General features: G+C 41.7%; 23 protein-coding genes. 19 read left to right on the forward strand and 4 right to left on the reverse strand.

Annotated features, from left to right (window positions below; genetic code table 11):
- Positions 1–15: 15 nt before the first annotated feature.
- From AC1DOK_RS02185 to AC1DOK_RS02195, 3 genes are all read right to left on the reverse strand, one after another.
- Positions 16–303: a DUF2653 family protein gene (locus tag AC1DOK_RS02185; RefSeq protein ID WP_477552576.1), complete on the reverse strand. Its 288-nt coding sequence runs from the start codon at positions 301–303 to the stop codon at positions 16–18.
- A gap of 2 nt (positions 304–305) precedes the next feature.
- Entirely contained in the window at positions 306–719 is a 414-nt protein-coding gene (locus AC1DOK_RS02190) for a hypothetical protein (RefSeq protein ID WP_477552577.1), read from the reverse strand.
- 111 nt (positions 720–830) lie between these two features.
- Positions 831–1,391, reverse strand: coding sequence for a beta-class carbonic anhydrase (locus AC1DOK_RS02195; RefSeq protein ID WP_477552578.1), 561 nt, complete (start codon positions 1,389–1,391; stop codon positions 831–833).
- A 213-nt stretch (positions 1,392–1,604) separates the two neighbouring features.
- Between AC1DOK_RS02195 and AC1DOK_RS02200 the strand changes: the two genes are divergently transcribed.
- The 16 genes from AC1DOK_RS02200 (at position 1,605) to AC1DOK_RS02275 (ending at position 21,507) form a co-directional block, all read left to right on the forward strand.
- Positions 1,605–3,140 (forward strand): carboxypeptidase M32, encoded by a 1,536-nt coding sequence (locus AC1DOK_RS02200; RefSeq protein WP_477552579.1) that lies wholly within the window; start codon positions 1,605–1,607, stop codon positions 3,138–3,140.
- 233 nt (positions 3,141–3,373) lie between these two features.
- Positions 3,374–4,336, forward strand: coding sequence for an ABC transporter substrate-binding protein (locus AC1DOK_RS02205; protein ID WP_477552681.1), 963 nt, complete (start codon positions 3,374–3,376; stop codon positions 4,334–4,336).
- 70 nt (positions 4,337–4,406) lie between these two features.
- Entirely contained in the window at positions 4,407–5,204 is a 798-nt protein-coding gene (locus AC1DOK_RS02210) for an ABC transporter ATP-binding protein (protein WP_477552580.1), read from the forward strand.
- On the forward strand, positions 5,194–5,997 hold the full coding sequence (locus AC1DOK_RS02215; protein ID WP_477552581.1) for an ABC transporter permease: 804 nt from the start codon (positions 5,194–5,196) through the stop codon (positions 5,995–5,997). Before AC1DOK_RS02210 ends, AC1DOK_RS02215 begins: the two co-directional genes overlap by 11 nt.
- A 56-nt stretch (positions 5,998–6,053) precedes the next feature.
- Entirely contained in the window at positions 6,054–7,076 is a 1,023-nt protein-coding gene (locus AC1DOK_RS02220) for an aromatic acid exporter family protein (RefSeq protein WP_477552582.1), read from the forward strand.
- Positions 7,077–7,186: 110 nt separating this feature from the next.
- Positions 7,187–7,756: an outer spore coat protein CotE gene (locus AC1DOK_RS02225; RefSeq protein WP_477552682.1), complete on the forward strand. Its 570-nt coding sequence runs from the start codon at positions 7,187–7,189 to the stop codon at positions 7,754–7,756.
- 110 nt (positions 7,757–7,866) lie between these two features.
- The gene (locus tag AC1DOK_RS02230) at positions 7,867–9,303 is read left to right on the forward strand and encodes a putative amidoligase domain-containing protein (RefSeq protein ID WP_477552583.1); all 1,437 of its coding nucleotides are present in this window, start codon (positions 7,867–7,869) and stop codon (positions 9,301–9,303) included.
- Between the two features lie 66 nt (positions 9,304–9,369).
- Positions 9,370–12,117: a DNA mismatch repair protein MutS gene (gene mutS / locus AC1DOK_RS02235; protein ID WP_477552584.1), complete on the forward strand. Its 2,748-nt coding sequence runs from the start codon at positions 9,370–9,372 to the stop codon at positions 12,115–12,117.
- Positions 12,118–12,162: 45 nt separating this feature from the next.
- On the forward strand, positions 12,163–13,587 hold the full coding sequence (locus AC1DOK_RS02240; protein WP_477552585.1) for a S41 family peptidase: 1,425 nt from the start codon (positions 12,163–12,165) through the stop codon (positions 13,585–13,587).
- Positions 13,588–13,604: 17 nt separating this feature from the next.
- Complete coding sequence (gene mutL, locus AC1DOK_RS02245; RefSeq protein WP_477552586.1) at positions 13,605–15,497, forward strand: DNA mismatch repair endonuclease MutL; 1,893 nt, start codon at positions 13,605–13,607, stop codon at positions 15,495–15,497.
- A gap of 5 nt (positions 15,498–15,502) precedes the next feature.
- A complete protein-coding gene (locus AC1DOK_RS02250; protein WP_477552587.1) occupies positions 15,503–16,276 on the forward strand; it encodes a class I SAM-dependent methyltransferase in 774 nt (257 codons plus the stop codon).
- On the forward strand, positions 16,270–17,256 hold the full coding sequence (miaA, locus tag AC1DOK_RS02255; protein ID WP_477552588.1) for a tRNA (adenosine(37)-N6)-dimethylallyltransferase MiaA: 987 nt from the start codon (positions 16,270–16,272) through the stop codon (positions 17,254–17,256). The genes AC1DOK_RS02250 and miaA overlap by 7 nt, the downstream gene beginning before the upstream one ends.
- A gap of 54 nt (positions 17,257–17,310) precedes the next feature.
- Entirely contained in the window at positions 17,311–17,550 is a 240-nt protein-coding gene (hfq, locus tag AC1DOK_RS02260) for an RNA chaperone Hfq (RefSeq protein WP_477552589.1), read from the forward strand.
- A 144-nt stretch (positions 17,551–17,694) separates the two neighbouring features.
- The gene (locus AC1DOK_RS02265; protein ID WP_477552590.1) at positions 17,695–20,163 is read left to right on the forward strand and encodes a transglycosylase domain-containing protein; all 2,469 of its coding nucleotides are present in this window, start codon (positions 17,695–17,697) and stop codon (positions 20,161–20,163) included.
- A 23-nt stretch (positions 20,164–20,186) separates the two neighbouring features.
- Positions 20,187–20,861: a peptidylprolyl isomerase gene (locus AC1DOK_RS02270; protein WP_477552591.1), complete on the forward strand. Its 675-nt coding sequence runs from the start codon at positions 20,187–20,189 to the stop codon at positions 20,859–20,861.
- Between the two features lie 25 nt (positions 20,862–20,886).
- Complete coding sequence (locus AC1DOK_RS02275) at positions 20,887–21,507, forward strand: YdcF family protein (protein WP_477552592.1); 621 nt, start codon at positions 20,887–20,889, stop codon at positions 21,505–21,507.
- On the opposite strand, the gene AC1DOK_RS02280 is transcribed toward AC1DOK_RS02275, so the two are convergent.
- Positions 21,491–22,369: an SDR family oxidoreductase gene (locus tag AC1DOK_RS02280; protein ID WP_477552593.1), complete on the reverse strand. Its 879-nt coding sequence runs from the start codon at positions 22,367–22,369 to the stop codon at positions 21,491–21,493. The two genes, AC1DOK_RS02275 and AC1DOK_RS02280, sit on opposite strands and share 17 nt — an antisense overlap.
- A gap of 266 nt (positions 22,370–22,635) precedes the next feature.
- On the opposite strand from AC1DOK_RS02280, the gene AC1DOK_RS02285 reads away from it, so the two are divergent.
- From AC1DOK_RS02285 to AC1DOK_RS02295, 3 genes are all read left to right on the forward strand, one after another.
- Positions 22,636–23,730, forward strand: coding sequence for an LCP family protein (locus tag AC1DOK_RS02285; protein ID WP_477552594.1), 1,095 nt, complete (start codon positions 22,636–22,638; stop codon positions 23,728–23,730).
- 446 nt (positions 23,731–24,176) lie between these two features.
- Positions 24,177–25,529 (forward strand): Nramp family divalent metal transporter, encoded by a 1,353-nt coding sequence (locus AC1DOK_RS02290; protein WP_477552595.1) that lies wholly within the window; start codon positions 24,177–24,179, stop codon positions 25,527–25,529.
- A 135-nt stretch (positions 25,530–25,664) separates the two neighbouring features.
- Positions 25,665–26,633, forward strand: a complete 969-nt coding sequence (locus AC1DOK_RS02295) for an AAA family ATPase (protein WP_477552596.1) — start codon at positions 25,665–25,667, stop codon at positions 26,631–26,633.
- The last annotated feature ends 129 nt before the right edge of the window (positions 26,634–26,762 follow it).

The following is a 26,762-nucleotide window of genomic DNA, read 5'->3' on the forward strand; positions in this document are numbered from 1 at the left end:
GTAAACCAGCTTATTTTAGTTTATCGTTATTTCAGCTTCAATATCTTCATCATTAACAATTTCTAATCGAATTTGATCTCGGAAAATACGGGTATTGTATTCTTTGTAAACGTATTGTTCAATCGATTCAAGAATATTAGCTTCGATTAGAATTTGATTGCGTTCACCAACGAATACTTCAGCAGAGAAGCCGTACTCGTCGTCCCACATGAGCTCGACATCAACCTGATCAGGTTGAATCATTTTGCGTGCTGCAATATTAACACATAATGCATTCACAATTTCTTGCCCTGAGAGACGCATGATTAATACCTCTTATCGTTGGGTTTGCGACGTCTTTTGAAGATATCAACAATTTTAACCACTAGCATAATAAGGGCAAAAATAGCGATAAGGTTAATCATTAGACCCAGGATGTTACCCATAAAGCCCATTCCACTAAACATACCGCCGAACAACATACCAGCTAGTCCACCAATCATCATGCCTTTCATGAAGCTTCCGCCCCCGAAGAAACCAGGTTTAGTTGCTGAAGTGGAAGCAGGAGTCTTAGATGTCTTAGATGTATTAGAAGTTGAGTTAGATACATTGGACTTCTGTGTGTTGCTGTTAAAGCTTCTCTTTGGAGCTTTGAACCCCTTAGCTTCAACAACTGATGGTGCTGTTGCAGCAAATAGAACTGTGACCGCTACAAGTAGAACTGTTAATTTTTTCCACATTACGATTGATCCCTCCGAGGAATGTATAGTTAAGATTTGATTGTCCCTATAGTGTATACGATACATAAACTAGGTCGGTTTCACAAATTTATCAAAAAAACGATATTTTTTTTATTGGCAATCCGTACATAATAGTTCGAGTTTACCTGTTTCAGAGTCCATAATCAGACCATGCACTGGGATATGTTCAGGAATAAGTGGATGCTTACGAATTTTGCTGACACTTCCGATCACACCATCTCTAGTATGTTCAAAGCCTGTCAACCATTTCTTCAGATTAATGCCTGAATTCATGATGGTTTCCATAACTTCGTCTGTTATTCCATTGGCTTTAGCTTTATCAAGTACGCGTTCTGAATTAAGGGCAGTCATGCCACATTCATTATGACCAACGACATAAACTTCTTCTGCATTAAGTTCATAAATAGCAACTATGATTGAGCGCATAACAGCGCCAAATGGCTGAGAAACAACAGCTCCAGCACTCTTAATAATAATGGCATCACCATTACGTAGGTTCATTGCTCTGGGTAGAAGCTCTACGAGACGAGTATCCATACAAGTCAGGATTACTATTTTCTTATCGGGATACTTATCTGTACGAAATTGTTCGTATTCTTTGCTTTCAACGAATGATTCATTGAAATCCATAATAGTTGTGATTACTGACATGTAACATGCCTCCTTAGAATGAATTAGTAGTTTAGACGAATCAATTTATCCATTTAGATCAGTTATGAAATTGATTCAGATGTAAAATAAAAAAGTTATTTATTTAATAATAGTTAAAAAAATTGATAATGCAAGTAATAATAAGTATGATTAAATAAGATTTAGTATTTTGATAAAAGAAATAATCTATTTATTCTAGGAGGCGAATTGATAGTGATTACACAATCGCATGGAGATCAATTACAGTCATTCAAACAATACATCCGTAAAATGAAAGCTTATGAAGAAGCCACAGGATTAATTTATTGGGATATGCGTACGGGTGCACCACGCAAAGGTATCGCGGCACGCTCTGAAGTAGTTGGAGAACTATCAACTGAACTGTTCCGGATGTCCGTGTCTGAACAAATGGGCGCCTATTTAGATTATTTTAAACAACCAGACGTGCTCTCTTCCTTAGATGAAATTGATCGTAGAATGGTTGAAGAATGTAGTCGTGATTATGATCGTTCCAAGAAAATTCCAGCAGATAAATATCAGGCCTATGTAGTACTAACATCTCAATCAGAAGCTGCATGGGAAGAAGCGAAGGATAAGAATGATTGGGCGGGATTCCAGCCTTATTTGGAGAAGATTATAGCTGCGAACATTGAATTTATCGAGCTATGGGGCTATGAAGGTGACAAGTATAATACACTGCTAAATATGTATGAGCCAGGGATGACAGTTGAGAAGCTAGATAAAGTATTTGGTCTGCTGCGTGAGAAAATTGTTCCTTTACTAGCTGCGGTTCGTAAGTCTCCTAAACAGCCTGATCGGAGCTTTCTGAATCAAGCATTCGCTAAGGATAAGCAACGTGAGTTTTCTCTCTACATACTCAAGGAAATTGGCTTTGATTTTGAAGCAGGTCGTTTAGATGAAACCGTTCATCCATTTGCAACTGGGCTTAATCCCGGTGATGTGCGTATTACAACGAAGTTTCTACCTAATGATGTAGCAAGTGCCTTATTCAGCACGATTCATGAATGTGGTCATGCGCTCTACGAGCAGAATATCTCTGAATCACTAATCGGAACGAATCTTTGTACAGGAACATCGATGGGGATTCATGAATCCCAATCTCGTTTCTGGGAGAATATTGTGGGTCGTTCACATCAGTTCTGGAATCAATATTATAGTAAGCTTCAGGAAGCATTCCCAGGACAATTGGACAACATCGATGTGGATACGTTCTATCGTGCAATCAATCACTCTGAACCATCGCTAATTAGAACTGAATCAGATGAGTTAACCTATAACTTACACATCATGATTCGATACGAACTAGAGAAGGCCTTAATTAATGGTCAACTCGCTGTTGCAGATCTTCCGCAAGCTTGGAATGCTAAATATAGAGAATACCTAGGTGTTGAAGCTGATAATTATGGTGAAGGTGTATTGCAAGACGTACACTGGGCCGGCGGTATGTTCGGTTATTTCCCATCCTATGCACTAGGTAATATGTATGCTGCACAAATGCTATACGCGAAGATTGAACAAGAGTTGCCGAATTTCTATGATTTAATGAAAACTGGTGAGCTTGCACCGATTAAGGAATTATTGACGAAGTATGTCTATCAATATGGCAAGCAGCTTACTCCGAATGAAATTATTAAGCAAATGACAGGTGAAGAGCTGAATCCGAAGTACTTAGTTCAATATTTAACTGAAAAATATGGACAGCTATATGAAGTGAATGAACTAAACTAAATTAAACTAAATTAAACAAATTTAATCGTTACTAACAGTCCCTAGCGGGGTGTGAAAGGCAACGTCTTATTCAGATGTTCCATGCCAAATTCACATCTTTACTAGGGACTGTTTTCTTTTTATTAACCCCCATCTAGGCATTTGCATAGGATACAGTAATGTTAAGTAAATGAAGGGGGTTTACGAGAGTGAATCGAAAAGGTTTTATACTAATCACAGTAATAGCAGTATTCATGATGATTCTGCTGCCTGCATGTAGCTCTAGTAAGGATAAGGTAAGTAAAGTACGCCTAGGCGAAGTAACACGCTCTATTTTCTATGCACCTGAATATGTCGCGCTCAATCAAGGCTTTTTTAAGGATGAAGGTCTTGATGTAGAATTACAGACGATTCCAGGCGGGGACAAAACGATGACTGCACTCTTGTCAAATGCAATTGATGTGGCACTTGTGGGGTCAGAAACATCGATTTATGTCACCCAGCAAGGTTCAGATGATCCTGTTATTAATTTCCATCAATTGACACAAACGGACGGTACATTCCTTGTTTCCCGTAAACCGGTTGACTCATTCGACTGGGGCTTGCTGAAAGGGGTAACGTTCCTTGGGCAACGTAAGGGCGGAATGCCTCAGATGGCAGGTGAATTTGTACTGAAAAAGCATGGAATTGATCCGCATAAGGATCTGACTCTTATTCAGAATATTGACTTTGCTAATATTACATCAGCCTTCTCTTCAGGAACCGGTGATTTTGTCCAATTGTTCGAACCTCAGGCGAGTATCATGGAGCAAGAAGGTAAAGGCAAAGTAATTGCTTCATTTGGAAAGGAGAGTGGCCATTTACCATACACGGTATTTATGACTAAACAAAGCTTCATGGATAAGAACAGTGCTACAGTTCAGAAGTTCTCGAATGCGATTGAGCGTGCCCAGAAATGGGTGGAAACCAGCAGCGTAAAGGAAATTGCGGATAGTGTTGCGAGCTTCTTCCCGAATACGGATAAAGCCATTATTGAATCTGTTGTTAAACGGTATAAAGAACAAGGAACCTACGCAACGGATGGGATAATTGACGAGGCAGAGTGGAACAATCTGCTTGATGTCATGGATTCAGCTGGTGAATTAAAGAGCAAGGTGGAATGGAAGAAAATAGTGAACAATAGCTACGCTGAAAAATCACTTAAGAATGTGAAGTGATGGGTTGATATGGTGAAACCGGTTCTTCTCGTTTAAGAATCTGTAAGGTGGATGAAGGGAGACGATTTGGTTGAATGGTGTAGTGGAAGTGCATGATTTAACACATATATATGTGACCGAACAAAGGGCCTCATTAGCTGTTAAGCAGATTAATCTCACTGTGCAACCAGGTGAATTCGTCTCTCTGATCGGTCCTAGTGGCTGCGGTAAAACAACCTTATTGTCTATTATCGCCGGGCTCATGCTTCCCACAATGGGCACCGTTAAGGTGAATGGAAGTGAAGTGACAGGACCATCTGTTAAAGTAGGTTATATGCTTCAGCAGGACTATTTATTTCCTTGGCGGACTATTTGGGAAAATGCGCTCGTAGGTTTGGAGATTTCGGGCTTAATTACTGCAGCTCGCAAACAGTATGTAGAGCATTTATTGAACGAGATGGGATTGTCAGCAAATAAAGACTTCATGCCGAGTCAACTATCTGGTGGTATGCGTCAACGGGTGGCTTTAGTTCGCACAATGGCTACAGAGCCAGATCTATTGCTGCTTGATGAACCATTCTCAGCGCTGGACTATCAAACAAAGCTACAGTTAGAAGATCTAATGGTTCAGACGCTTAAGGTTCATCGTAAGACTGCAATACTCGTTACGCATGATATTTCAGAAGCAATTGCTATGAGTGACCGAATTATCGTACTAGAGCCCAATCCTGGAACGGTTAGAAGTGAAGTTCTGATTCCGAGTGAACTACGTGCAATTCTTCCGCTTGAAGCCAGAGAGCATCCATTGTTTCAACCTATTTTCAAGGGAATTTGGAAAGAGTTTGATGCCATGGAGAAACGAGGAGGTGCCTCAGTGAATGAACATTAATGTGCCAGAGCAGCTGCACAAGAGGTTCTTATTGAACCGGAAGAGTGAACGGAGAAAAGTATTACTTGTTCAGCTTCTCATTCTGTTCTTATTTCTAGGTTTGTGGGAAGTAGCGGGACGACTGAAATGGATTGATGCGTTGCTATTCTCATATCCTAGTAAAATAGGTGTGTTGCTTTGGAACAATTCAATGGATGGTTCGATATTCCCTCATATTGGGATGACCATATTTGAGACCGTTATAGGTTTTGTACTTGGTACACTAAGTGGCACGGCGCTTGCCATGTTGATATGGTGGTCACCTTTTCTATCCAAAGTGCTGGATCCTTACATTGTTGTATTAAATGCGCTGCCGAAAGTCGCTTTAGGGCCTCTATTTATTGTTGGTCTTGGACCTGGGATGTTATCCATTATTGCAACGACATTATCGATAACAGTAATTATTACGACACTTGTTGTATATGGATCATTCAAAGAAGTAGATGTCAATTATATCAAAGTCGTTCGTGTGTTCGGTGGCTCGAAGAGCCAAGTATTTCGTAAGGTTGTTTTTCCATCCTCCATTCCCACGATTGTTTCTAGCTTGAAAGTGAATGTTGGGCTTGCATGGGTTGGTGTGATTGTTGGTGAATTTCTCGTCTCCCGAATGGGACTTGGTTATTTAATTATTTATGGCTTTCAGGTATTCAATTTCACACTTGTACTCGGTTCGTTATTGATTATTGCGCTTATTGCTACCATTATGTATCAGGCAGTTGCCTATTTGGAACAAAAAGTGACACGAACCAGGTGATTTGAATTCAGCCAAAAAAATAAATAATAACTTTGCTTCTTTCGACAATTTTCTGTATGCTATCTACCAAAGAAATGTTTGGAATGGTGATACATATGAAACTTGTTGAAGTGATTGGAATACGAGTTATTAAAACCGCAATTGCCGTGATGCTATCCATTATTTTTGCCTATTGGCTTGGACTACATTCCTTTGAGAGTGTAGGATTGCTTGCGATCTTAGGAATTCAGGTGACCAAAAAGCAAGGCATTCGCAATGTATTGGCACGAATTGGTGCATCAATCGCTAGTCTCCTATTTGGTTCTTTATTATTTATTCTGTTTGGATTTCATATTTGGGTCATTCCACTTTATGTACTCCTTGTGTATCCAATTCTACACCGATTAAAGCTAGGCGATGGAATTATTACAGGCTCGGTCATTTTCTACCATCTCTATTTTGCCCAAGAAGTATCTGCTGCGGTGATCTGGAATGAACTCATGCTACTCGTAATTGGTTTAGGTACAGCAACTCTTATTAATATTATTTACATGCCACAGGTGGATACCCATTTGAAGCAGCATAAAAGTAATATTGAACTCTTGTTCTCCAAAATTTTTATACAACTTAGCCTACATTTACGTGATTCGGGAACCGTATGGGACGGAGCTGAATTGCTGGAAGCGGAGAAGGTCATTATTTCAGGCCTGTCATTAGCACAGAAACAGCAAGAGAATGCTTTATTCTCAGAGCCAGATTTAGATTGGCAATTATATTTCTTTATGCGTTCCGAACAGCTTGAGATGTTAGAGAGAATGTCAAACTTACTTGCGTATGTCTATCAATCCATGCCTCAGGCAAATTCATTAGCCGATATTTTTGAAGAAGTAGCTGACGATGTGAAACTTGACTATTATATAGGCCGTGCGGAGTCCGATTTGACTATTCTAGAAAGTCACTTTAAAAGATTGCCTATGCCGGTAACTCGGGATGAATTTGAAGTTAGATCATCACTGCTCCAACTGATCCGCGAGCTTAAAGCATATTTAAATATCGCTAAGAAAGAGCAAAAACAGAAGAAAAGCAGCCGTTCCTTCTAGGAAATCATGTAAACTCTTAAACCTTTGAATATCTGAAAAAGTTTTTGTCACCCTAGACGAATGTCCTGCATACACTTTTAATGAATGATTGTATGGAGGAGGTTAAAAGGATGTCATTAGATAAAGATTTGCAATACAGAGAGATCATTACCAAAGCCGTCTGCGGAAAAGGCCGTAAGTTCTCTCATGTAAGCCATACCGTGACTCCTACTTATGCTCCGACCAGCATCTTGGGTGCTTGGATCATTAATAATCAATATGAAGCAGTCAAGTCTGGCGGCGACAGCGTAGAAGTAGTCGGTACCTACGACATCAATATTTGGTATTCCTATGATCGTAATACCAAGACCGATGTGGCGAAAGAAACAATCTCATATGTCGAAGTAGTTCCATTATCGTATTTGGATCGTAAACACAGATCTTCCACGGCAGAAGTATCAGCAGTTGCTACGCAAGAGCCAAATTGCGTTGAAGCTAGCGTTGCCTCCGGCGGCAGAGTCGTCATCCGCGTGGAACGGGAATTCCAAGTGGAAATGATCGCGGAAACGAAGGTATGCGTCGTTGTTAACCCTAACTACTACGATGACTTCGATGATAAGACGATCGATTTTGACGACCACACAGCGGTCGGAGATTATGAAGACATGGATCCTGATTTTCTCGAAGATGAATTAAATTAGGTATACATCAGCTTATGCCACAGCATACGATTGTGAAGAGGGCATTTGCCCTCTTTCTTGTTTGTAGGTTCAAAATGGGCATACCGCCTCTAAGCTTGGAGGAATTGGCAATGAACACATTCGTGTTGCATTCAGGAGAGCAGGAAATTCAGTTGTTACTGCAAACGCTAGCAATTCCTCACGGCACAGCGCTGCCTTCTGGCTGGAGAGGACAGGCGGTAATCGGTTGGGGCAAATATCGGACGGAATCCCAAAATGTTCTCTCCATGCAACCTGTTCATTCGATCTTACGCTGCTCGGACAAGCGCAGACGTAATACGATCTTACATCCACATGGATTAAAGACACTATCCTCTCATAGCACTTTGCCTGCGTTAAAGGAAGAAATCTCGTTCTCTTATTATTATATAATTCCTGTATTTCAGCTGGATGCCTTGACCGTTTATCGAAGGAAGGGTACTTCTACCTTCATGCTTCAAGGAGGCATAAAGCAGTCTGTGACGTATGAGGATATAGGGCTGAATAATTCCACCTATCATGTGAAGCGAGCTGTACGTGAGGCAGTTAAAGCTGTCTATGTGCTAGGACTGGATTATGCCGTAGTGACCATAGGAGTACCAGCAAGCGGGCATACACTTATCCTTGAGGTAAATCCAGAGCCGAAGCTGAGTAAGAGACTGGCTGCGCTGTTTGCCAAAGCAATTGAGCAATATGACCGTCATCTAGACGCTGCATTAAGACAAACGAAGCCTGTTATGCTCGGAGCTGATCCTGAGTTTCTACTGCTCAGTTCACAAGGGAAAATAGTGGCAGCTTCTCGCTTTGTAGAACGGGCAGGGGAGGTTGGCTGCGATGGAGTCGTTCAGAGGGGGGAGCAGACGCTGCACCCCTTAGCTGAGCTTCGGCCTGAGCCAAGTGAATCGCCGCGCGAGCTAACGCGGCATGTGCAGCACGCGCTGCAGCATGCAGCGCAACGATTCAGCGACCCCAGCCTGCGCTGGGTCGCTGGAGGCATGCCCGTGCCCGGCTACGCCCTCGGCGGGCACATCCATCTCTCGCGTGTGTTGCTGCACACGCCACTGCTCCGCGCGCTCGATAACTATCTCGCGCTACCACTCCTGCTCGCAGAGAGCGAGCAGTCACTGCGCCGTAGACCTCGCTATGGCGCGCTCGGTGATTGCCGCCGCCAGCCACATGGCGGCTTCGAATACCGCACGCTCCCGTCCTGGCTCGCGTCTCCGATCCTAGCTCGCGGCGCTTTCACGCTCGCCAAGCTGATCGCCGAGAACTACTCGGCGTTAACCCGTCGTCCGCTCAATGATCCTGAAATTCAGGCGATGTACTATCGCGGTGATAAACGAGGCTTACTTCCGGTTGTCATCACCTTGTGGGGTGATCTTGAAGGCTTAGGTGCGTACGCAGAGTTCGCTACGGAGCTAGATGAACTGAAGAATCGACTCTTTCGCTTGGAAACTTGGGATGAACTTACAGATATTCGTAATTCATGGAAAATATCGTCTCCATCAAGTGTGCCACTCCCCACATAAATCATGCTATAATGACTCAATAAGCTAGCCTCGCGCTAAACAACGAAGCTATCGTAGGAGGACGTTATGGCTCAATACACGCCAATGATTCAACAATACTTAGCAATCAAAGCACAGGTGCCTGATGCACTTTTATTTTTTCGCTTAGGTGACTTTTATGAAATGTTTTTTGATGATGCATTAGAAGCATCTCGAGAATTAGAAATTACATTAACAGGCCGCGAGGGCGGAACGAAAGAACGTATTCCGATGTGCGGAGTGCCCTATCATGCAGCTGAAGGATATTTAACGAGATTAGTGGATAAAGGCTATAAAGTGGCAATTTGCGAGCAGGTCGAAGATCCTGCTGCAGCCAAAGGTATCGTGCGCCGAGAAATTATTCGGATTGTTACACCAGGAACTGTGATGGAAAGTAAAGCACTGGGTGAAACAACGAACAATTATATGCTTTCGATCACACAGGCAGAGGAAGGCTATGGTCTTACTGCGTCAGATATTTCAACTGGTGAGCTTCATGTTACTTTGTTGACAGGCGGTATGGAGCAGCTACTAGATGAAATTAACGTATACTCGCCATCAGAGCTAATTGCAACAAGTAATCTATTATCGGAAATTAAAGAGCGTATGCCCCTTGTTGGCAAACCACTTGTATATACAATTCGAGATAGCGGGCATATAGAAGTTCGTGAACAGATGGTACTCTTTGATCATTTTCCATCAGAGGAAGTCTCGGCTCTAGCCGGAACAGCTAAACAGAGTGTTCTAGCGTTACTTGCTTATTTACAGGAAACTCAGAAGAGATCGCTCTCTCACTATAAGCATATCCATCGCTATGAACAGGCGCAATTCATGACTATGGATCCTTTTACAAGGCGGAACCTGGAATTAACAGAAACGGTTCGAGAACGTGCTAAGAAAGGGTCATTGCTCTGGCTAATAGACGGAACCGTTACTGCCATGGGTGCTCGTATGCTGCGTCGTTGGATTGATAAACCGCTGCTGAACGTAGAGCGAATCGAAGAACGATTAGAAGCGGTAGAATGTATGTACGGTAATCTGATCACACGTGAAGATGTACGTACTGCTCTTAAGGAAGTGTATGACCTCGAACGTCTAGTTGCTCGAATCTCTTATGGCAATGCGAATGCACGTGATATGCTTGCGCTTAAACTGTCTCTAACGCAAGTTCCTCTACTTAAGGAAGCTTGTCAGAATTCAGGTTCAGCTACACTGGCCAAACTCGCTTCTCAGATGGATGACTGCGATGATATCAGAAACTGGATTGAGCAAGCGATTGTTGATGAACCTCCTGTATCTATTCGCGATGGTGGAATGATTCGATCAGGGCTTGACGCTTATCTGGACAAGCTAAAAGAAGCAAGTACGAATGGTAAACGGTGGATTGCTGAGCTAGAACGTAAGGAACGTGAGATTACAGGGATCAAATCACTTAAGGTTGGGTTTAACAAAGTCTTTGGCTATTACCTAGAAGTTACTAAGTCCAATATCGGTTCCTTGCCAGAAGGCCGCTATGAGCGTAAGCAAACGCTAGCTAATGCGGAACGTTTCATTACACCTGAATTGAAAGAGCAAGAAACGCTCATTCTTGAAGCCGAAGACAAAATGTTTGATCTTGAATATGAGTTATTCGGTGAACTTCGCACTCGTATTTGTGAACATATCTCGCGTTTGCAAGGACTTGCAGAGCGAATTGCGTCTGTCGATATTCTTCAAGGCTTTGCTCATGTGAGCGCAGCGAATCATTATACGCGTCCGGTAATTTCAGATCAGTATGATTTAACAATCGAACATGGTCGTCATCCCGTTGTAGAAGCTGTGATCGATCGTAAAGCATTCATAGCAAATGATACGATAATGGCACATGAAGAAGGACGAATGTTGCTTATTACGGGGCCAAATATGGCCGGTAAAAGTACGTATATGCGTCAAGTTGCTATCTTAACGATTATGGCTCAAATCGGTTGTTATGTACCTGCGAATAAAGCGGTTATTCCTTTAGTTGATCGTATATTTACAAGAATCGGAGCGGCAGATGATTTAATTGGTGGTCAAAGTACGTTCATGGTAGAGATGATGGACATTCAGACTATGACGGCCAAGGCAACTTCTCGTTCGCTTGTCATTATCGATGAACTTGGGCGCGGAACTTCAACTGGTGAGGGAATGGCAATTGCACAAGCTGTGATTGAGTACTTACATCATAATGTAGGTTGTAAAACACTCGTATCAACTCATTTCCATGAGCTTGCACATTTGGAGCAATCATTAACGTATTTGCTTAATTATTGTATGGCAGTTAAAGAGAGTGACGCAGGTGTGACCTTCTTACGCAAATTAATTCCTGGAGCAGCAAGTACAAGCTACGGCATTTATTGCGCTGAGCTAGCGGGGCTACCAGATACAATTATTAATAGATCCTACGATCTGTTACAAGCTTTTGAGGTACGAGCAGGTCTAATAGAAGCAGCTGCTGCCAAGTCTGAGTTATCAAGAGCTGAACCAGTAGTAGAACCAACAGCAGACCCAGATGATTCAATAGTTTTCGCTACAGAATCACCTATTCAGCTAGCGAATCAATCAAAATATGAGTATGAAAAAGAGCCGTTGGAATCGATTGAGCAGCTTAGTTTATTCGAATCTACAGACGGCATTAAACCTAAGCATAATGCAGGTCACGACAACATCAGCAGTAAACAAATAAAGGTAATCGAGCAGCTGAAAGCAGTAGACTTAATCAACATGACACCACTACAGGCGCTTAACTTGATTTACGATATGAAGCAGAAATTGTAAGGTGCGTAAGCACCGAATATAAGAAGTTAAGGTAGGGTGAAAATCATGTTTAAATTGAAAGCACGATTCACGAAGTTAATCTTATCCTTCTCACTTGCACTCATGTTTCTGTTTCCCGCATCAACAATGGCTGTTAGTGATCAGGAAACGAGCGAAATACGAGACATTCTATCAAACTATCATGTAAGTGGGGTTACAGAAGAAGCGTTAGCAGGTAAAACAGTCGAAGAGATGCTGACGATCATCAATGATCCGTATACAGCCTACTTTACAAGTGATGAAATGAAGCAATTTATCGGTTCAATTGAGAATAGCTTTGTTGGCATTGGTGTGCGTATTGGACAGGATGAGAAGGGCATTTATATTTCTGAAGTATTTCCGGATATGCCAGCTGATCTAGCAGGGATTAAACGCGATGATTATATAACTGCTATTAATGGTAATCTTGTTCAAGGTGTAACGACAGCAGATGTCGTTGACCAGATTATGGGTGAAGAGAACACGACGGTTCAATTCACCTTACAAAGAGACACTGAATCTGTTAACATCACTGTGCAGCGCGGTCTTGTGCAAGTACCCATTGTCGTTAAGAAGCAATTCGGTGATGTTGGATATATTGCGTTGTCGAGCTTCTCTGATCAAGGGGATAAGCTGTTTACACAAGCGCTTAATCAGTTAAGTAAAGCTGATATTCAAGCACTCATTATTGATTTGCGTAATAATGGTGGAGGCTATATCGATACCGCCATGAATATTGGTGCTAATTTTATTAAACAAGGTGTGTTTCTTCATACAAGTGACCGTAATCATAAAGATATTCCGAGTGTAATAGAGAATGGCAAGACATTCGATAAACCAGTCTTTATTTTGATGAATAGTTACAGTGCAAGTGCATCAGAAGCCCTAGCAGGAGCCCTTCGGGACTCTACAGGTGCGAAGCTAATTGGTACACAGAGCTATGGTAAGGGGAGCATGCAATATATGCTTAACTTATCTGATGGAGGTGTGCTTAAGGTTACAGCTGTTGAGTATTTAACACCTAAGAATAATAAGGTCAATCATGTGGGACTTGCACCTGACATAGAAGTATACGGGGATATGCCTCAAATGGTTACTGCACTTCATGCAGCAGGACAATCTGATATTCGTATCGAATTTAATACGCATCAAGTGACCTTAAATGGTGTAGAGATAAGCGATGCTTTTCCAGTCTTTCATGAGAAGGAACAGCTATACCTACCTTCTCGTCTTCTTGCTTCGTTAATAGATGGGGATATCGAGTGGAATAGCGCTACAAGTGAGATCGAAATCACGCATGGGGAATTGAAGCAGACTTTTGTATTAGGTGATAATATAGCACGCAAGAATGGATCAGTTACGTATATAAGCGCACAAGCTTTTGCTAAAGCATTTCCAACAATTAAATGGGCTCAGACAGGTGATCATTGGATTATTCAAGCTTCGAAGTAGTAAAGGGGTAATGAACAGTGGGGAATATTAAATTACTTGATGAGCAAATTGCCAATCAGATTGCTGCGGGTGAAGTAGTTGAGCGCCCCTCATCTGTTGTCAAAGAATTAGTAGAGAACTCAATTGATGCAGGTGCGACTCGGATCGATGTAACGATTGAGGAGGGTGGCTTGCAGCTGATCCGCATAGTCGATAATGGCTCTGGGATGGAATCTGATGATTGTGAACTTGCCTTTAGCCGTCATGCAACTAGTAAGATACAGAGTGGCAAAGATTTGTTCGCGATTCGTACATTAGGCTTCCGTGGTGAGGCTCTCCCAAGTATTGCAGCTGTATCGAAGCTAACCTGCATCACTTCATCTGATAACACGGGTCTGGGCCGTAAGCTAGTTATTCATGGCGGCAGAATCCTTGATGTTGGCGAAGTTACAGCATCTCGTGGTACTGATATAACAGTAAGTGAGCTGTTCTATAATACGCCAGCACGCTTGAAATATATGAAGACCGTGCAAACAGAGCTTGGTCATGTATCAGATTACATGTATAGATTAGCACTAGCACATCCTCAAATTGCCTTTACGCTTTCACATAATGGTAATATATTGCTGCAAACTCAAAGTGGTAGTAATATGCTACAAGCAATTGCAGCCATTTATGGTACGGCGATTGGGAAGCAAATGATTGCACTTGAAGGAAGTAATCTGGACTATACGGTAGAAGGCTTTATTTCCAAAACAGAGTTAACACGCTCTAATCGCAGCGGTATCTCATTAATTATTAACGGTAGATATGTACGGAATTTGGCGCTTAATGCAGCGATATTACGTGGCTATCATACACTTCTGCCGATTAATAGATTTCCAATTGTTGTCTTGCAAATTACGATGGATCCAACACTCGTTGATGTGAACGTTCATCCTTCTAAGCTTGAGGTCCGTTTTAGTAAAGAAGTTGAACTGATGGAATTTGTGGAGACACTGATTAAGTCTGCTTTAGGCATGCAAGTATTAATACCTCATGGTGCGATGCCAACAAGCTCTAAGAACCAATACGTTCAGGAGCAGCTTGTACTATCAAGACCACCAGTCCTTGAGGATACATCTTATGCACCTAAGCAAGAGCAACCGATCAGAGAGACATTTCGATACAACAACGATGCACCGCGCAATTCTCAAACACCTGCAACAAACCAAATGCCAGGAAGTACCGGACAAGGTTTACCTAGACGCTTAGCTGATTTGCCCTTCGAATCTCCTAAGGGTACAATAAAAGGTGTTGCTGAGGAGTCTAGGAATTTCCTAGCTGCTCCTACAGCAGAAGCGCCACAGTTTCCAACCCTTGCACCAATTGGTCAACTGCATGGTACCTATTTACTTGCGCAGAATGAGAGCGGCTTGTTCTTAATTGATCAGCATGCTGCTCATGAACGAATGAATTATGAATATTATTATGAGAAATTCGGTGCGCCATCGCCCGCAAGTCAAGAATTACTTGTTCCATTAACATTGGAATTTACACCGTCTGAAGCGGGGCATATCGTAGATAAGCTTATACTGCTTGAACAGGTTGGCGTATTTCTAGAAGGCTTTGGCGGAAATTCATTCATTGTTAGAGCGTATCCTCACTGGTTTCCTGCCGGAGAAGAGAAAGCGATTATCGAAGAAATGTGTGAGCTGCTTATAGCAGAGAAGAAAGGCGTAGAACTAGCCAAGCTTCGTGAGAAGTCAGCGATTATGTGCTCTTGCAAAGCTTCGATTAAAGCGAATCATGCTCTAAGCATAGCGGAGATGGAAGCACTGCTTGACCGCTTGGGTAAATGTAACAATCCTTATACATGTCCACATGGCAGACCAATTGTGGTATCATTCTCAACTTACGAATTAGAAAAAATGTTTAAACGGGTGATGTGAACAGCGTGATTGTAACTACTTCTTATAAACCTTCTAATGAATTAATAATGAAAGCTGATCGCTATGCCAAAGAGCTTGGCTGGAAGCTAGTCCCAAGAGAAAAGGCTGCGATGGATGCGCTTCGCAAGCGTTATAAGGCAAATCGCATCCTGCTCGTTACAAGAGATGAACTCAAATGTTATATAGGTGAAGAGCCGCCGATATTTTTTCATCCAAGTATGGCACATGTACGTGTACAACGTCTTATTCGCGGCGAAGCAGATGCGATGCTAACTGCAGCTGGTGTGAGTGCTGGAGATACGATAATTGATTGTACAGCAGGACTTGCATCTGACTCAATCGTGTTCTCGTATGCTACTGGAGAAACTGGACGCATGATTGCTTTAGACAGTGAACCTGAACTCTGCATTCTGCTTAGGGAGGGCCTGCGCACCTACGAATCAGATGTCTCAAGCTTGAATGAAGCGATGCGGCGAATTGAGATTCAATGTTCGGATCACTTAACCTATTTAAAGCAAATGCAAGATAACAGCGTAGATATTATTTATTTTGACCCGATGTTCAGAGTACCGTTAACGGCATCTAATTCCATTTCACCACTACGAGGAATTGCGAATTCAAATGCGTTAACCACTGAGGCAATTATGGAGGCACGCAGGGTATCGCGTAAAAGCATTATTATGAAGGAATCACGTACTAGCGAAGAGTTCGCTCGGCTCGGATTTCCTACGATCCTGCCTTCCGGGACGAAATTAGCTTATGGAGTGATTCAATGTTAACTAATCAGAATGATAAGCCTAGTTTACTCGTGCTTATTGGACCAACTGCGGTGGGTAAGACGAAGCTAAGTTTAGAAATAGCAGAACAATATGGCTGTGAGATTATTTCGGGCGATTCGATGCAAGTATACCGAGAAATGGATATTGGAACAGCCAAAGCTTCTGAAGAAGAGCAAGCTCGTATCCCGCATCATATGATTGATATCCATAATCCAGATGAGCCATTCTCGGTTGCAGAGTTTCAGGACCGAGTTCGCGCACTGACAGTTGAAATTCATCAGCGGGGTAAATTACCTTTCCTTGTAGGAGGAACAGGGCTATATGTAGAATCGGTCTGTTACGATTATCAGTTTACGGATGTACAGATGGATGAAGCACTTCGTGCTGAGCTTGATCAATATGCACAATTGCTTGGAGATGATGCTCTACATGCTAAGCTTGCGGAGATTGATCCCATAACAGCTGAACGATTACATCCGAACGACCGTAGGCGAATTATTCGTGCGATAGAGATCTATCAGCTAACAGGTAAACCACTCTCAGATTATTTAGCAGAGCAGACGAAACTGCCAGCGTATAATTTATGTGTAATCGGCTTAACAATGGATCGTGCACTGCTATATAAGCGGATTGAAGCCAGAGTTGATCAGATGATGGAAGAAGGCTTATTGCAAGAGGTTCAGCAGCTTCTGGGTAAAGGCTATTCCCCTCAATTAGTTTCGCTGCAAGGTCTAGGCTACAAGGAAATGATAGGCTATTTGACAGGGGTTCATTCGTTATCTAGAGCTGTGGAACTACTGAAGAGAAATACAAGAAGGTTCGCTAAGCGACAATTGTCATGGTTTCGGCATATGAAAGATATTGAATGGGTTGATGTGACGGATAGCGCAAATATTTCTGCCCATTTGGGTGAGATTAATGCTATAATAGCAGGAAAGTTTGCACAAAACTGCGAATATAATTCTAGTTCAGTAAAATGACACCATAAAGGTGGAGCACACACTTCAGTTTGAAATAATAAGGGGGACCTTTTGATGAACAAAGTAATTAATATTCAAGACAACTACCTCAATCAATTACGTAAAGAGAGCATACCTTTAACGGTGTATTTAACAAACGGATTCCAGATCAGAGGAATTATTCGCGCTTTTGATAATTTTACCATCATTATTGATTCAGAAGGTCGCCAACAAATGGTATATAAGCATGCGATCTCTACGTTTACACCACAGCGTCCAGTATCTTTAATGCCAGATAACCAGGCTAATGTTTAAGCGATGCAACTTTTAACTTCTTTTTTACGTATAAAAGTATAATGATCATAAATGGAGCAACCTTAAGGATAAGGTTGTTCTTTTATTGGATCATATTGAAAAAAATTATATTGTGTTGATACAGAGAGAAAGGGAGCCTTAGAGATGGAGAAGAATAATCAGAATCGAAATAATCAGCGTCCCAACTCAAAACCGAAACCAAAGAAGAAAAAGAAAAAGTTTAACTACAAAAAATTATTTTTCGGTATTATAATCGCGGGGATACTTGGTGTCATTTGTGCAGTTGGCGTGTATATTGTTGTATTGATGAACGGAGCTAGACTGCTCGAAGCTAATCAAGATAAATTTAACATGTCTCAGTCAACTACTATACACGATCGTAGTGGTAAAGAAGTTACGATGCTATATGATCAGAATAGAGAGGTCGTTCCAACAGAGGAAATTCCAGATTTGCTCAAACAAGCGTTTGTAGCCACGGAAGATCGTCGCTTCTATACGCATACTGGTGTTGATGTATGGTCGATTGGGCGCGCACTCGTAAAAGATGTTGTCGCTCGAAGTGCAGTCGAGGGTGGATCTACAATCACGCAGCAGTTAGCGAAGAACATCCTATTCCAGAATCCAGACAAAACTTTGTTCCGTAAAGCAACGGAAGCATCGATGGCTTTGGCGCTTGAAAAAGAACGTTCCAAAGATGAGATTCTAGGAATGTACCTGAATCGCATTTATTTTGCTCACGGTGCATATGGAGTTAAGGCAGCCTCTAAGTTGTATTTTGGTAAGTCTGATTTGAGTGAGCTTAAATTAGAAGAAATCGCAACGCTTGCAGCTTTGGCTAAAGCTCCTAACACGTATTCACCAATTAAGAATTACGATAAATCGAAGGAACGTAGAGCGGTTGTCCTTCAATTAATGCAAGAAGAAGGTTATATTACAGCCGAACAGCAAGCTGAAGCTGCAAAAGCAGATTTAGTGCTCGCTTCTGGTAATGAAGTGAAAAGGGAGTTTATGACGTACATCGATTATGTTGTAAGTGAAGCAGAAACGGTCTATGGCATTAAAGAAGAAGCGTTTATTAGTGGCGGGTATGAAGTTTATACGACCATGGATATGAATGCTCAATCCGTTCTAGAAACTTCATACAAGAACGATAAGCTTTTCCAGAAAGATGCGAAGGATGGAACGAAGATTCAGAGTACAATGGTCATCGTTGATAATAATGATGGCGGTATTGTAGCCATGATTGGTGGCCGTGATTATAAGACCAAGGATTATAACCGAGCTACAAGCCAACTTCAACCGGGTTCTGCATTTAAACCAATTGCTGTCTATGCAGATGCATTGGAGAACCGTGGCTATAATCCGTACTCTATGCTTACGGATGAGAAGCAATGCTTCGGTAATGGGAAGTATTGTCCGAACAACTATAATAATAGGTATGATGGCTCTGTAACGATGAAGGAAGCTATCAAGCAATCTAAGAATATTGCTCCTGTAGCTTTGTTAGAGGAAATTGGGATTGACAAAGGAATCGCAATGGCTGAGAAGCTTGGTACACCTCTCGATCCAGTGAATGACCGCAATTTATCAATTGCCTTAGGTGGATTGACCAAAGGGGTAACACCTCTTCAAATGGCAGGAGCTTACTCTGTATTTGCTAACGGTGGTGTGAAGCATACGACCCACTCGATTATGAAAATCGTCGATTCAAAAGGAGAAACTGTTAAAGAGTTTAAACCTGATTCAGTCAAAGTATTAAAACCAAGTACTGCCTACTATATGACCACAATGCTGCAGAGTGTTTTGGAACCTGGTGGGACAGGTACTAGAGCCAAAATGAATCGTCCAGTAGCAGGTAAAACAGGTTCAACTGGTTTAACGCAGAAAGGCTTCCAGAAGTACGATAGTAATATATGGTTCGTCGGCTATACGCCGCAATGGACGGCTGCCGTATGGGAAGGATTTGACAAGATTGATACGAAGAATGGCCATTATGTAACAGTAGGTAGTGGAAATACCGCGGCCATTTTCAAGGAAGTCATGACTAAAGCTATGGACAATATGGATAAATTAGACTTTAAACGTCCAAAAGGTGTGGAAGAACTGACTGAACCATCTAAAGCCATTACAGACTTATCGGCTAATTATTCACTTGATACACGATCTGTTGATCTCACTTGGAGCGAGCAAAAAACTGCTTCTGCTTATAAAGTTTATCGTAAGAGCTATACAGAGGATAATTTTAGTCAGATTGGTACTGCCGAAGCTGCTGCATTTAATGATATAGCGATTAACCCGGGAGAGACCTATATGTATTACGTTATACCTGTAATGGGAGAAAAAGAGGGTATTAAATCCAATGTTGCTGAAATTACAATTCCTGTAGATGGTACAGAAGTTTCACCAACACCACCAGGTGAAGGCCCATTTGAGCCTACTCCTCCAGTTGAAGGGATACCATCGCCGACGCCAACACCTGAACAATCTATACCAACCCCGACCCCAGACCATGGATCGGGTCGAGGCAACGGAAAAGGGAATGGGAATAAACCGGGCAAATCAACATTTCCTAATGGAGACGATAGCAATAACACCGATGGTGGTGTAGGTTAATAGTGAAGGAGAATTAGTTGCAAATGTCTAAGAAATGGTTATTGATGATTATTGTACTTGTTGTAGCAATTATGACAACAGCTGGGTGTGGCAAGAAACAAGAGGATCAGTCTGCTGGTGATCGATCGAATCAGACTGAGCCTCAAACAAATGCTAAACAATGGAATAGCCCTCCAAAAATGCAGATTGATCCTGCGAAGAAGTACTCAGCAGAAGTGACAACCTCCAAAGGTAAATTTACGATTGAGTTGTTTGCTAAAGATGCGCCAAAGACAGTTAATAACTTTGTGTTCTTAGCCAAGGAAGGTTATTACAATGATGTCTTGTTCCACAGAATTATTGAATCCTTCATGATTCAGACTGGGGACCCAACAGGTACTGGTACAGGAGGACCTGGCTATAAATTCGAGGATGAACTACCACCTGCGATCAAGTATGAGCCTGGTGTAGTTGCAATGGCTAATGCAGGTCCGAATACGAATGGATCACAGTTCTTCATTTGCTCTGGTGAAGATTCAGGGCCGATTTTGAATCCACAGCCTTACTACACCGTTTTTGGTAAAGTAACAGACGGTATGGAAACAGTTCAGGCAATTGCTAAGACACCTGTTCAAGTAAACCCGAATGGTGGTGATTCCTCACCGAGTATGCCGACTGAGAAAATCACGATCGATTCGATTAAAATTGTAGAACAATAATATGATTTAATTGGGGGAGAGCCAGTTGAATAAGACAGTCACAAGAAAAGTGCTGCGGTATTCACTGCGCTCTTTTCTTATCCTCTTAGCAATTGGAATTATATGGTCGATATATGTTCAGTGGAGAATTCATGAAGCTCAGAATATGCCACTACCTGTTCATGCCGATGTTGGGATCGTGCTTGGTGCCGCGATTTGGAATGATCAGCCTAGTCCAGGACTCAAGGAACGGTTAAATCATGCAGTTAAATTGTATGAAGAGGGTCGGTTCGACCAAATTATTGTAAGTGGTGGGATGGATTCGAATGGAGCGGTGATTACTGAAGCAGAGGGTATGAAGCGATACTTAATCAGCAAGGGAATACCGAAGAAAGCAATTTGGTTAGAGGATCTATCGACTTCAACATTAGAGAATTTAACCTTCTCTAAACAAATCATGGATATTCAACAATGGAAAAGCGCTATTATTATAACTCATGATTATCACGGTGCGCGTGCACTAGAAATCGCAGAATTTATTGAAATACCTGAATGTTATATCTCTACGACCGATTCTACTGTGCTTTTCATGCCGTGGCATAAGGCGAGAGAAACTCTCGCCTTCGCCAAATGGAAATGGACGGAATTTGTTATCCGTTTACGATAATTCCACCATTCACATGGATGACTTGCCCAGTCATATAAGTAGAATCATCACATGCAAGAAATACATAACTTGGCGCTAGCTCCTCAGGCTGACCTGCACGCTTCATCGGTGTATCAGCTCCGAATTTGGACACTTTGGTTTCATCAAATGTAGATGGAATAAGCGGTGTCCAAATCGGTCCCGGAGCTACAGCATTGACCCTTATTCCTTGGCCAACAAGCGACTGCGATAAGGAACGTGTAAATGTGACAATAGCTCCTTTGGTTGCAGAGTAGTCAATTAAGTCTTTACTGCCTTGATAAGCCGTAATCGAAGCTGTATTTATGATACAACTACCTTGCTTAAGATGCGAGATCGAGGCTTGAGTCATATAGAAACAAGCGAATATATTGGTGCGGAACGTTCTTAATAGCTGCTCCTCGGTGATTAGATCAATACTTGTCTGTGGGTGCTGTTCAGCAGCATTATTCACTAGAATATCGAGTTTACCGTACGTCTTGATTGTTTGGTTAACGATCTCATTGCAGAAGCCTGCATCTCCAATATCGCCGGCAAGTAGGGTATGATTGCCGCTGAGATTGTCTAAATATTGTTTCGTTTCTTTGGCATCTTCATGTTCATTTAAATAAACGACGACAACATTAGCTCCTTCTTTGGCATAAGCAATTGCTACTGCCCGTCCAATTCCACTATCACCGCCTGTGATAATAGCAGTCTTACCTTGTAGTTTCCCCGCGGGCTTGTAGCTTGAACCTTGATAAGCAGGTCTTGGACTCATTTCTGATTCAATACCAGGCTGTTGGTTCTGATGCTGAGGCGGGAACGTTTGCTTTATTTGAGTATCGCTAGAAGATTGAGACATAATTTGGGACACCTCCTGTTAGTTACATGGAATTTACACCAATAACTAGGATGTGAAACAGCGGTAACAATTATACTTTGCTCCAATAATGATATCGATGTAACGGCTAAAAGCCGATGTTCTCATATGTCTAATCTCGGATGCTGATGCAGTCATAATATAGCATTTGGTATGTTATTTTTTTGATATTGTAACTTTTTTGTATATCTTGTCATGATATAATACCAATATTGTGTTTTTGATAGTAACGAAGGAGAGAGTATCGGATGGGACGAACAAGAAGGTTACGAAAAGTATTAATTGGAATTATAGTATTTTTATCTTTATCACTATTCGGAACAGGTACATATGCAGCATTTTTGTTGGTTGTTAAGCCTATTACTTCAAATGTAGACAAAATAGGTGCATCAACGACAGGTAATATCATAGAAGAAGTAACAGAAGTCGAAGTTGAGGCGGCAAAGCCGATTAGCATTTTGTTATTAGGGGTCGATAATCGTCCGGAAACCGGATCGCTGAATAGCGACGTTATTATGGTAGCTGCGCTGAATCCTGAGACAAAATCTGCAACTGTGGTTTCTTTGCCGAGAGATACGCACATGACACCTAATAAGGGATTGCCTGCTCGAAAGGCTAACTATTACTATCCGTATTTTCATAATAAGGATAAATTAACTGCCTACAAGAATACGAGAGAATTAATGGGTGACTTCTTCGAGGTACCTATTGATGCAGCTGTTTCAGTGGACTTTGAAGGTTTTCGTAGAATGGTTGATGAGCTGGGCGGCGTTGATGTTAATGTGTCAAAGGATATGCGTTATGTGGATAAAGCTGATGGTACGAACATTAATTTACGTAAAGGACAACAGACACTATCTGGTAAGCAAGCACTTGATTATGTGCGATATCGCAAATCGAATAATAACTTGACAGCAGAATCAAGTGATACAGAACGTAATTTACGTCAGCATGAGGTCATTGATCAAATGGTGAGTAAAGTATTCTCATTCGGCGGTGTCATGAAGCTTGATAAATTAATCAATATTGCTGGTGACCATGTGGAAACAGATATTCCTTCAAGTAAACTGATGGAATTCTTCCAAAAGTATATTAGCATTGATCGTAGTAAAATTAAGTATATAGGTCTAGAAGGCGAATGGATCAGTCCATATGTTGAACTGTCTGATCAAGAGATAGAGAATGCTCGGGATGCGCTTAAAGCAACTCTTGCAGGAACACCAATTAAAGATACAACTGCAACAGACGCAGGAACAACTGATACAACAAAAAGAGATACAACAACAAGAGATACAGGTTCTTCTACTTCATCTTCATCTTCGCCTTCGCCCAAGAAGCGTTAAATCTAATACAGCTAAGTAGCATAGAGGGGCTAACTCCCAAGTCATATTACATGACTTGGGAGTTAGCCCCTAGGTCGTTTCCGTTACTGTTATGCGCTGAAACAAGAGCAGAGATGCTCGTTTCGCTTTGCTGGACGCTAAACGGCCAAAACCAAGAGCAGGAATGCTCTTGGTTCGCTTGCTACCCGCTATATCGTCATCGTCATCACGGCTCCATCGTCATTTGGCACCTGTACCTGGTATAATCAGGCCTAATAATTTGCATTGACACAAAAGAGTTTTCCTAATACAATATAATTAGAACGTTTCTAAAAGACTGTCATACATTAGAATTAAGATGCGATCAAGATGCGATCACGCTGAGAGCTTTGATCGTTATTTTTTAGGCAAAAAGTTTCCCTAATGCAAAATAATTTGATTAAGACAAGAAAGAGTGGGTGGTTAAAGTGAATAGTGAACTTTCAAAACTTGATTTAAAGAATAAAGGGTGGAGGAATGAGCGTAACAGTGCATCTTTGCCTGAGGTTTATCGCTCTATGAAGGTGCCCACTCATGGGTCATGGTTGAAGAAATTTCTTGCCTTTGCGGGCCCAGGCTATTTAGTTGCTGTAGGTTACATGGATCCTGGAAACTGGGCTACTAGTATTGCGGGCGGCTCTCAATTTGGTTATACACTGCTGTCAGTAATCCTTATTTCCAATTTGATGGCCATTTTCCTACAAGCATTATCAGGTAAGCTTGGGATTGTAACGGGAAGGGATTTAGCGCAAGCCTGTCGAGATCATTATTCGAAGCCTGTGTCAATGATCCTCTGGGTACTGTGTGAGTTAGCTATTGCTGCATGTGATTTAGCAGAAGTGATTGGATCTGCCATTGCGTTACAGCTATTATTTGGTATTCCTCTTATATATGGAGTCATTATTACGGCAGTTGATGTTCTACTCGTCTTATTACTTCAAAATAAAGGCTTTCGTCATATCGAAATATTGGTTATTGTTCTTATCGTTACTATTGGCGGGTGCTTCGGTATTGAAATGTTATTGGCACAACCTAATATTGGGGAAGTGATGACAGGATTCATCCCAGACTCCGAAATTATCACGAATCCAGCAATGTTATATATCGCAATCGGAATTCTTGGGGCGACGGTCATGCCGCACAACTTATATTTGCATTCATCAATTGTTCAGACTCGTAAATATGAGATGACTGAGATCGGAAAGCGTCAAGCGATTAAATATGCGACTTGGGATTCAACGATTGCACTTTTCTTTGCTTTATTTATTAACGCTGCAATTCTTATTCTTGCTGCTGCGACTTTCCATAATGCAGGAATGACAGAAGTTGCTGATCTTGGAGATGCGTATCATTTACTAACACCAATGTTAGGTACAGCGGTCGGATCGATTTTATTTGGAGTTGCTTTACTTGCTTCTGGTCAAAATTCTACGCTTACGGGAACACTTGCTGGTCAAATTGTGATGGAAGGGTTTCTAAATATAAGGTTACCTTCATGGCTTCGTAGGTTAATTACTAGGCTTATAGCTATCATTCCTGCTGTCATTGTTACCATGATTTATGGAGAATCAGGAACAGTTCAATTACTGATCTTGTCGCAGGTAATATTATCATTCCAGCTCTCATTCGCTGTTGTTCCTCTCGTTAAGTTCACGAGTGACCGCTCGAAGATGGGTGTGTTTGTTAATAAGCCCTGGGTAAAAGTTCTAGCATGGTTCATTACTGTCATTATCATCTTGTTAAATGTGTTTTTGCTTGTTCAAACATTCATGAATCTGTAGAGTAGCTAGTCCTATTTTTACTGCCTATAAATAAAAGTCGTCTCTCGCCAATATAATGTACACGTAGAGCATATCTCAATACGCTCCCGCATGAACAAACATCTGAGCTGATAGTGAGAGGCGGTGGATGGGTAGATGTCATCGGACCCTGTATCTACAAGCAGGAATTCTAGGCAGATTAACATTGTATTAAGGCAAAATGAAGGTGGATCAGCGCTTCCCAAGACGGGAGAATTTAGGAATGGCCGCACTTATCCTGAGCAAGGTCAATTCGCTGATGTCATCAAGGATCTAGATCGAATGATTGGCCTTGATAATGTCAAGGAACTCGTATTCGAAATTTATGCACTCCTTCAAATTAGTCAATATCGTTCGGTGGCAGGCTTACTGTCTAGTGCACAGGTATACCATATGATTTTCAAAGGTAATCCAGGTACTGGGAAGACGACAGTTGCCCGTATTATGGCGAAGCTATTTCACACAATGGGGGTACTCAGTAAGGGTCATTTAATTGAAGTTGAACGTGCAGATTTAGTAGGGGAATACATCGGACATACAGCACTCAAAACACGAGAATTAGTGAAAAAAGCGATGGGAGGCGTCTTATTTATTGACGAGGCATACTCGTTAGCTCGTGGAGGGGAGAAAGACTTTGGTAAAGAAGCAATTGATGCACTCGTTAAATCAATGGAAGATCATAAGAATGGCTTTGTGCTCATCCTTGCAGGATATTCGCTGGAGATGGAGCAATTCTTACTAACGAATCCAGGTCTACCATCCCGATTTGCAATTCAAGTGGATTTTATGGATTATACACTAGATCAGTTAATGCAAATTGCGGAGTTAATGACTCGTGAAAGAGAGTATATGTTCTCACCTGGAGCAGAAATGAAACTCAGACAGCATCTGATGACTGAAAAAGCGATAATGTTCACTACTTTCAGTAATGCGCGTTATGTACGTAATATTATTGAGCGTGCAGTTAGGCTTCAAGCCGTACGATTGCTTGAACAGCATCCACATACCATTCAACCATCGAAGCAAGATTTGATGCTCATTAAACCAGAAGATATACGGTTCGAAAAGAAATCAGGGTTGTTCTGATGAAGCGACGATTGAACGGAATTAACATTCTGTTTGATCGTCTTTTTTCGTGTAAACATGGTGTAAGCCTAGTGTTAGTGTGGCTACAATGACAGGTGAAATCGTTTCTCCTTCTTCGGAGTTCGTGAT

Source organism: Paenibacillus sp. P5_B5 (assembly GCF_056400365.1).